Source organism: Nocardia sp. NPDC102475 (assembly GCF_055584605.1).
The window spans coordinates 215,422-224,196 of the sequence record NZ_JBVJLS010000009.1 but is presented as its reverse complement, the minus strand read 5'-3'; the positions used below and the strand labels follow the sequence as shown (position 1 = coordinate 224,196).

The following is an 8,775-nucleotide window of genomic DNA, read 5'->3' as shown; positions in this document are numbered from 1 at the left end:
CAGAGCCTCCTTGTTCGGCGTAAAAAAGCACGCCGAACGCATTCGGGCAGCACGAATAAGCCGCTGCGGCAACGCTGTTCAGCGTTGACACATGGCTTCGACGCCACCACAAGAAGATTCGGCGAATGCGCGGGGCATGACGACACCCGCGCGGGATCGAAACAGATTGCGCCCCGCGTGCGCCTAGCTCTCGAGCACTCCTCCAACGTCGCTGCCGCGGTGCGGGCTCCGCGGCGGTGTCAGCTACATCACACGGATGTGATCCGCATTGCGAACACTAGGCGCTTCGTTAATAAAAAGGAACTTTTTGCACTAAAAAAAGTTGGTCGGCCGTCCAGCGTGCTCAGCTGGGCCGACACAGCTGGGCAAAACTGTGTTCGCGACCACAATTCGATCGCGGATGTGAGCCACAGCACTTTCGGATGTGCAGACTATGAGCGGGAACGTTGCATCCGCGTTGCATCGGCGCCGAGCCGCCTATCGAGTACCCGAATTTTGGCCTCGATCTGCGCGTACATCGGTGAATCGCGATCTATGGTCGCTCGGTATGCGACCCAGGCCGCGGCGTCGTCGCGCCCTTCCGCACATGCGGTCCACCGGCGCAGCACCGCGGCGTCACCGGAACCGAGCACCGCGGCGCGCAGCCGGACCCGAAGTTCATCGCGGATATCGATAATTCCCGGCGCGGTCGAGCGCGGCAGGACCGGACCCGCGTACAGGCGTAATGCGGTATCGACATCACCAGAATCGAGCGCCGCTCGCAGCGCCTCGATATCGGTTGCGATATGCACCCGCAACCGATAAGGGCGCGAACCGAATACGGTCGGGCCGACCACCGCGCGCAACCGCGACATGGCGGCGCGGATGGTGCCGTTATCCAGATCCGTGTCGTCGAGCAGCAGTGCGAGATGATCCGCGCCCAGCCCTTCCGGATGTTCGGCGAGCAGCAGCAGAATCTCGGCGTGCCGCTGCGACAACGGAACTCGATCACCCGCGACGGTCAGCAGCGGCTGGCCGAGCCCGAGCACATCCAGACCCAATCGCGCCGCCGCGATTTCACCGGTCGAACTCACCGCGCCGCGCTGACCAGCACGCATCACGGTCAGCAGCAGATCCATTTCGGCCGCGGTCGAGGTCGCCTTCACCAAGGCCAGAATCTCCGGCTTCGCCACCCGCACGCCCCCGGCGATCATCAGCACCCCGACCAGCCTGCCGTCGGGATCGTGCACCGGCGCCGCGGCGCCGGTGATCTGATGCATCCGGTGCAGAAAGTGTTCGGGCCCATGGATCCACGCGGCCCGTCCGGTGCGTACCACCAGCCCGACGGCATTCGTGCCGATGCGGCGTTCGCTCAGATCATCACCCGCGCGCAGACCGATTTCGGCGGCGGCATCGACCTGATCGGGATTGCCGTGCACCCACAGCACGCGGCCGAACTGATCGGCGACCGCGACGATCAAACCCGTTCTGGCCGTGTCCTGTACGAGCAATTTGTCGATCAGCGGCATCAATGCGGCAATCGGATGCGCGTCGCGGTAGCGCTGTAGATCCGCGCCGCGCAGACCGCGCCCGTCGAGCGTATCCATCGGGTCGACACCGCCGCGAACACTGCGCAACCAGGATTCGAGCACGACGGGACGCAGCAGACCGGCAAGCTGCGACAGCTGCTCGCCACCCGCGCTAAGATATCCGTGTGCTTGTGCGGCATAGGCTTCCAGTGCGCCGAGCTGAGTGCCGGGTTCGACGCCGTGCCGTGGGGGCCGCCCACCTGCAAGATTGCTGACCATTTGCCTTTCTTTCCGCCCCAAACTGTACCGGCGCGCATAACTCGGACAAGGGCGGTTGCCTTCGTTTGTCCGCCAGGTCACACACATTCAGACCTCGCGCAAATGTGACCTACCCATCTTCCAGACCCCCTGGGTGAGGTATTCGGCGACGCGTTCGGCGATCAGTACCGTCGTCGCCTGCGGACCGCGACTCAGCGGCACCGGAACAACGGAAAGATCCACCACGGATAAACCGGTCGTGCCGTGCACCCGGCACTGCTCATCGACCACCGCGCGCTCATCGTCCGCACCGCCCATTCGGCAGGTGCCCGACAGATGTTGCGAAGTAGCCAGATTCGCGTGCAGCCACGCGTCGTCCGGTATCGATTCCGGCGGGCGCACCATCGGTATCGCGTGCAATATCTCGCGCGCCACGGTGACCACCTCCCGTAATCGAATCCGATCCGCCGACTCCGATAAGTAGCGGTAATCGATGTGCGGCGGCACGGTCGGATCGGTGGAGCGGAGCCGGAGCACGCCTTCGGAATGCGGACGCATGAGCGCCACACCCAAACGTTGGGTATACGGGGTAAACGTTACGGCGTACGGACGGATTTCGACATCGTCGAGTTCCAGCACATATTCCAGCGGGACGCCTTCGGCAGTCGAGTGCGACGGATCGAAGCGGTAGTCGATGCCGACCTCGGGGTGATCGCTGAACCCGGCGCCGACGGGCGCGGGATGCACCACCGGAATATCCAGCGCCCGAAGCCGGTCCGGATCGCCGATACCCGAGCGCAACAGCAGCGCCGCGGATTCGATTGCGCCCGCGCACAACACGATGCGATCCGCGTCGAGTGCGCCCGGCTTGCCCTCGTGCACATAGTCCACCCCGATGGCGCGCGTGCCGTGGAAACGGATGCGGGTCACCAGTACGGCGCCGGTCACCGTGAGATTCGGTCGCGCGAGCGCGGGCGCGAGATATGCCGATCCGGTGTCGACGCGCCTACCATCCTCGATATTCCACGGCACCGGCCCGAAACCATCGGCCGGACCCGTGCCGGGCAGTGCGTTCAGGTCAGGTGTGAACGGAAGACCGAGTGCCGTACATGCCGAGGCGAATTCGCAGCTCAGGGGCGCGGGAACAGCGGTGCGACGCACCGGTATCGGGCCTGTCGTACCGTGTCCCGGCTGGTCGCCGAAGTCGTGGTCGCGCTCGAGTCGGCGATAGGTGGGCAGGACCGCGTCGAAGGACCAGCCGTCGAGTTCCTTACTCCACGTGGCGAAATCCGCGGCCGTCGCCCGCACGAAGTAGCCGCCGTTGACCGCGCCCGATCCGCCGATCACCTTACCGCGCACGATATTCCCGGTGACCGCACCTGCCAACGTGACGGGATACCGCCACACCCACGGTGATTCGTGCCCGATCGGCATCCGAGTCGCATCGAGCAGTGCCGCTGGATCGGCCGACACCGGCCCCGCCTCCAGCAGCCGCACCCGATGTTCCGGGTCCGCACTCAGCCGGGCCGCCAGTACACACCCGGCCGAGCCACCACCGATGATCAGTGTGTCGATCATCTACATCAGCTCATCGGGTGGTACAGCCATTACACGTCGATTCAGCCCCGGGGCGTACTCGGTTTGAGCGATTCCAGGCTGCGCGCGCGGAATGCGCCGAGCCACAAGCCCGTTCCGTAGGCGATATCGTCCATCCGCTTGTAGGCCACGTAGCGGAACGGGTCGAGCCCGCCCGCGTCGCGATGGGTGAACCAGTCGGCCAGACCGTCCGCCACCGCCATGGTGACCGCGATGCGCCGGACCCGCCGGGAAAGAATCATCGCCAACATGGTGACCGGCCAATAGTGCCGGCACATCGCCGAGGCCAGTCGCCAGATACCCGCGAAATAGCCACGCGCCAGATAGATCGCCGCGATCCGGGTCGGGTTGTCCAGTCCGGTGAAGACCCGGCGTAGTCGGGCCAGCGCGGTCACCAGGGTGATGAGTCCGCCGAGCAGGCCCCACTTCGTCAGCGTGGCGAACAGCATGGTCGCGACCACCGTCCAGAACGGCACCGACAGCGGCGTCACCATGCCCGCATGCCGCTCGCCCAGCGGCGCGGCCCCGGTGCCGTAGAACAGCTTGCGACCGAACCACGCGCGGAACGAGATTCGATGATCGTGCGCGACGTGCGCGGCCGGCTCATAGCGCAGCCGCCAGCCCGCCTGCTCCAGCCGCCAGCACAGATCGACGTCCTCGGCCACCTGCATCGTCTCGTCGAACCCGTCCTGCGCGAGCAGCGCCCGGCGGCGCACCAGCATGGCCGCGCTCGGCACATACGAGACCAGTCCGCGCGACTGCACGGCCGATTCGCGCCGACCGAGATCGAGCGAGGAGCGGGTGTGCTCATAGCGCGCGAGCGCGTTCGACTCCGGATCCAGCGCGACGATCCGCGGCGCGACCAGCGCGACCTCCGGATCGCTGAAGTGTCCGAGCATCACCTCGAGCCAGCCGCTGCGCGGGACCACATCGGAGTCCAGGAAGGCGACGAAGTCGGTTGTCGCGGCCCGCAACCCGGCATTGCGTGCGGCGGCCGGGCCCTGTCTGCGGTCGTGGCGCAGCACGGTCACCCGGCAGCGAGTGCCGCGGTTGCGCGGGATCTCGACAGGCTGATCCGAACCGTCGTCGACGACGATCACATTGTGTCCGCGCAATGCCGCGAGCAATCGGGCGAGGCCGTCGGCATTGTTGTGCAGTGGCACGATCACGGTCACATCGTCGAGGGACGGCAGCAAACGGGGGCGCGGATTACCGACGCCGGAGTCGAGCAGCCGTCTGGCAACAACGGCGGACTTCGGGCCGGTGACCTCGAGGTACCCGTCGCCGATCATCTCGGCGGCCTCCGGGGCAAGTCGCAGCAACCGGGCGGGTGAACCCCCGATCAGGATGCGTCCCCCGGAGTATGCGCGTACCCGTGGATCGATCCGCACCCCGAATCCGTCGGGCAGGCGATCGTGGCGCATTCCTGGCATGTTAGGCGGTGATTCGCGCATTGGCACCATCAGTCCGGAAAAAAGGATGGAATTCCGCACGAATCCGCCCGTGTGGCGCAATAACTCCCGCCGAATCGCGTCTTCGGCGGGTCGCAAGCGACTCGCCGAAGACAGCTGGCAACGCGAGGGCAATCATCGATTTGCTACTCGATAGCCATCGTCGATCAACGGGACAGCACATAACTGGCTACCGGGCCGACATCAGTTCAGCGGACTTTCGTCGCAGGCTCGCGCGGGGCGCCGCTCCGGCGAAAGGCGTTCGGGCGCGGGCCGAGATACCGACAGTGTCAGCGGAATCGGTCCCGACTTACGCGAGCCGGGTCGGCTCGGCGCAATGCGCCGGGAGTGGTCCACCGACGAACGCGGAATCATCCGCCCGGCATCGGCCAGCGCCGCCTCGCCGTAGCCCTGGACGCATTCCGGATCCGGTCCGTCGGCGGGCAGGCCGGTGAAGAACTTCGCCGCCATGCAGCCACCGCGGCAGGAGTCGTAGTGCGCGCAGCCGGAGCACGCACCGCCGCCGCTGGGCTCGCGCAGTTCCGCGAAAAGCTCCGATTCCTGCCACACGGTGCGGAAACCGCCGTCCGCCACCACATTTCCGGCGAGGAACTTGTCGTGGATGGCGAAGGGGCAGGCATACACGTCGCCGAGCGGATCCACCAGGCAGACCACCCGCCCCGCACCGCACATATTCAATCCGGGCAGCGCTGAACCGAAGGCGGAGAGATGGAAGAACGAGTCGCCGGTGAGCACCCCCTCGCCGTTGCGCACCAGCCAGTCGTAAAGCACCCGTTGCTGTTCCGGCAGCGGATGCAGTTCGTCCCACACATCGGCGCCGCGTCCCGAGGGCCGCAGGCGGGTCAAACGCAGTGTGGCGCCGTACTTGTCGGCGATCGCCTTGAACTCGTCGAGCTGGGCGATATTGTGCCGGGTCGCGACCACGGAGAGTTTCGCGTCCGCGAATCCCGCGGCCGCCAGATTCTCCAGCGCCCTGATCGCCATGGCATAGGAACCCGGTCCGCGCACGGCATCGTTGACCTCGGCGTCCGCGCCGTCCAACGAAATCTGTACGTCCACATAGTCACTGGCGGCCAAGCGCGCGGCGACCTCGGGCGTGATCCGAACTCCGTTGGTGGAGAACTTCACTCCGACATGATGCGCCGTCGCGTAGTCGACGAGCTCCCAGAAGTCCGGGCGCACAGTGGGTTCCCCGCCGCCGATATTCACGTAGAAGATCTGCATGCGCTCGAACTCGTCGATGAGCGCCTTGCACTGCTCGGTGCTCAGCTCGCGCGGATCGCGGCGGCCCGAGGACGACAGGCAGTGCACACAGGACAGATTGCAGGCGTAGGTCAACTCCCACGTCAGGCAGATCGGTGCGGCCAAACCGTTTTCGAACTTATCGATCAGTCGCCCACCGGTGACGGCCGACGGCTGCCCGGCGAGCGGCAGCGGCGCGACCGCGGGGGTCGGAGCACTGCCCGGCGCGGCCCGCCTGATCATGTCGGAGTCGGCCAGCTGATCCAATGCCCGGACATACTGTCCGGCTTGGTCATCCGTGACGCCCGCCGCATGCAGGGCCGCGCGTGCCGAGACATGCGCGGGCAGCGACCGCACGATCTCGAGTATCCGGGGACTCTTCAGAAACGAGAGCTTGCGGGTGCCGAAGTGGTAGAGCAGCGCGCCGAAGGACTCCGGCCGCAGCGCCACCCGCGGATGCAGCTCCCATCGGGTATCGAGATCGAGCATGGTCGCAGCCCCCGTCAGTAGACGCCGCACATACCGTCGATGGAGACCTCTTCGATGAGGGTCTCCTCGACCAGCGGCGCTTCCTCGATCGAACGGGACTCGGCCGCCCCGATCCTTCCGGTGTTGTCGGTATCGGTGTGTCCGATGGATCCGTACTCCGGCATGCCTACCTCCGAGATGTGACCGGGTTCCGCGGCCACTGGTGTAGCCGTCATCACACAATAACGTCATGAGCTGACAAAATGGAACAGGGGATGCGCAGCTCCCGCTCAACGCGCGCGCGGACGCACGCCGACCTACTCACAGCCGCGCGCTCTAGACTGCGGATGGCAAGCAGCTGAACAGGACGTGACGGGCGATTCGACCCGCAGTGGTAGAGGTGGCATGGGAGTCGGACGAATGCAGACGAGCGGGGGCGGCGGCAATACCCCGCAGTGTGAGCTCAAGGCCCGGAGGCGGAAGCTTGCGTAACCACGTAGGGCCTGGGAGCACCGCAAATAGGACACTGTCGGAGTCCGAGATCGTCGAGGCCGCGTTGCGGGTGGTACGTGAGGACGGTGTGGAGAAGCTGTCGATGCGACGGCTCTCCCGTGAGCTCGGCGTTTCCCCGATGGCGCCGTACTACTACGTCGCGGATAAACGCGAGCTGCTCGATCTCGTCGCCACCGCGGCGCTGACCGGAGTTCGCAAACCGCCGGCCGATTCCGGACCGTGGCAGCAGCGGCTGCGCGATCTGATCGACCAGATCGATGAGAAGCTGCGCAAGCATCCCGGACTCGGCGATGTGCTGATCGAACAGATGCTGGGCAAACAGCTCGACCTGATCGCCGCGATCATGGAGATCCTGCTCGAGGCCGGTTTCAACGACCGCAATGTGCTCGCCGGGTACGCGACGATCCACACGTATCTGTTCGGCCGCCGCCGGGTGAACCCGAGGGAGCCGCAGCCGCTGGCGGATGTCGCACTGCCCGAGTCGGTGGCACGTGCCACCAGATACATGCCCGACCTGCGCGGAAAGTATGCCTACGACTTCGGCATGGAGGTACTGATCGCGGGTCTGGAGGCCCAGCTTGTCCGGCAGCCCGATCCCGACGTACGATGAAACTGAAACACGTTCTAGTTTTGGTTCGGTTCGAGAGGACGAGAGCTCAGTCATGACCACCGTCGAGGTTCCACACGGTTCGCGTTCGGTCGTGCTGCGGGTAGCCGCGGTCATCACCGAGACGCCGGACACCCGTTCGCTGGTCTTCGACGTCCCCGACGACCAGCGTGAACGTTTCAGCTATCAGCCAGGGCAGTTCCTCACCCTGCGCATCCCGAGCGATCTGACCGGCTCGGTGGCCAGGTGCTATTCGCTGGCCAGCTCGCCGTACACCGACGACAAGCCCAAGGTGACCGTCAAGCGCACCGTGGGCGGCTACGGGTCGAACTGGGTGTGCGACAACGTCAAAGCGGGCGACGCGATCGAAGTGCTGCCGCCCTCCGGGGTATTCACGCCGAAGGATCTCGATGACGATCTGCTGCTGTTCGGCGCGGGCAGCGGCATCACGCCGGTGATGTCCATCTTGAAGTCGGCGCTGGCGCGCGGCGGCGGCCGAATCGTATTGATCTACGCCAATCGCGATCACGAGTCGGTGATCTTCGCGGGCGAGCTGCGCGAATTGGCCGAGAAGCATCCCCAGCGGCTCACCGTGATCCACTGGCTCGAGCACCTGCAGGGACTGCCGACCGCCGACGGTTTGGCCGCCCTGGTCGAGCCGTACACGAGCTACCACGCCTTCATGTGCGGGCCCAAGCCGTTCATGGACCGGGTGCACGACGCACTCGCTCAGCTCGAGGTGCCGCGCTCACGCACCCACGCCGAAGTGTTCAATTCCCTTGCCGGAGACCCATTCGCGGATCAGGCGCCGGTCGAGGTGACCGACGAGGAGGCGGCGGATGCGGCCACCGTCGAGGTCGAACTCGACGGCGAGGTGCACGAGCTGACGTGGCCGCGCAAGCAGACCCTGGTCGACATCATGCTGTCGAAGGGTCTGGATGTGCCGTACTCCTGCCAGGAGGGCGAATGCGGTTCCTGTGCTTGCACGGTACTCGAGGGCAAGGTCGAAATGGACAATGCCGAAATCCTCGATCCGGAGGATATCGAGAACGGCTATATCCTCGGCTGCCAGGCGCATCCGGTCACCGATCACCTGCGCATCCAATTCTGA

The 8,775-nt window shown here is 65.7% G+C and carries 7 protein-coding genes; 2 read left to right on the top strand and 5 right to left on the bottom strand.

What is annotated here, in order from left to right; translation table 11 throughout:
* Nucleotides 1-431 precede the first annotated feature (431 nt).
* From ACZ60G_RS18875 to mftA, 5 genes are all read right to left on the bottom strand, one after another.
* The gene (locus tag ACZ60G_RS18875; RefSeq protein ID WP_465811340.1) at nucleotides 432-1,787 is read right to left on the bottom strand and encodes a GAF domain-containing protein; all 1,356 of its coding nucleotides are present in this window, start codon (nucleotides 1,785-1,787) and stop codon (nucleotides 432-434) included.
* 87 nt (nucleotides 1,788-1,874) lie between these two features.
* Nucleotides 1,875-3,344, bottom strand: coding sequence for a mycofactocin dehydrogenase MftG (mftG, locus tag ACZ60G_RS18870; RefSeq protein WP_465811339.1), 1,470 nt, complete (start codon nucleotides 3,342-3,344; stop codon nucleotides 1,875-1,877).
* Between the two features lie 41 nt (nucleotides 3,345-3,385).
* Nucleotides 3,386-4,786 carry a mycofactocin biosynthesis glycosyltransferase MftF gene (mftF, locus tag ACZ60G_RS18865; RefSeq protein ID WP_465811338.1) on the bottom strand — a complete coding sequence of 467 codons (1,401 nt, stop codon included), beginning with the start codon at nucleotides 4,784-4,786 and terminating at the stop codon, nucleotides 3,386-3,388.
* A gap of 231 nt (nucleotides 4,787-5,017) precedes the next feature.
* The gene (gene mftC / locus ACZ60G_RS18860) at nucleotides 5,018-6,565 is read right to left on the bottom strand and encodes a mycofactocin radical SAM maturase (protein ID WP_465811337.1); all 1,548 of its coding nucleotides are present in this window, start codon (nucleotides 6,563-6,565) and stop codon (nucleotides 5,018-5,020) included.
* Between the two features lie 14 nt (nucleotides 6,566-6,579).
* Nucleotides 6,580-6,654 carry a mycofactocin precursor MftA gene (mftA, locus tag ACZ60G_RS18855; RefSeq protein ID WP_245720762.1) on the bottom strand — a complete coding sequence of 25 codons (75 nt, stop codon included), beginning with the start codon at nucleotides 6,652-6,654 and terminating at the stop codon, nucleotides 6,580-6,582.
* A gap of 374 nt (nucleotides 6,655-7,028) precedes the next feature.
* Here mftA and mftR2 point away from each other — a divergent pair, with 374 nt between their 5' ends.
* Both mftR2 and ACZ60G_RS18845 read left to right on the top strand, forming a co-directional pair.
* A complete protein-coding gene (gene mftR2, locus ACZ60G_RS18850; protein WP_465811336.1) occupies nucleotides 7,029-7,667 on the top strand; it encodes a mycofactocin system transcriptional regulator MftR2 in 639 nt (212 codons plus the stop codon).
* A 52-nt stretch (nucleotides 7,668-7,719) separates the two neighbouring features.
* Nucleotides 7,720-8,775 carry a 2Fe-2S iron-sulfur cluster-binding protein gene (locus ACZ60G_RS18845; protein WP_465811335.1) on the top strand — a complete coding sequence of 352 codons (1,056 nt, stop codon included), beginning with the start codon at nucleotides 7,720-7,722 and terminating at the stop codon, nucleotides 8,773-8,775.

What these genes read in the sequence shown, in the direction of transcription:
- ACZ60G_RS18875 (WP_465811340.1), bottom strand. Translation starts at nt 1,787, where the DNA reads ATGGTCAGCAATCTTGCAGGTGGGCGGCCCCCACGGCACGGCGTCGAA.
- mftF (WP_465811338.1), bottom strand. Translation starts at nt 4,786, where the DNA reads ATGCGCCACGATCGCCTGCCCGACGGATTCGGGGTGCGGATCGATCCA.
- mftG (WP_465811339.1), bottom strand. Translation starts at nt 3,344, where the DNA reads ATGATCGACACACTGATCATCGGTGGTGGCTCGGCCGGGTGTGTACTG.
- ACZ60G_RS18845 (WP_465811335.1), top strand. Translation starts at nt 7,720, where the DNA reads ATGACCACCGTCGAGGTTCCACACGGTTCGCGTTCGGTCGTGCTGCGG.
- mftC (WP_465811337.1), bottom strand. Translation starts at nt 6,565, where the DNA reads ATGCTCGATCTCGATACCCGATGGGAGCTGCATCCGCGGGTGGCGCTG.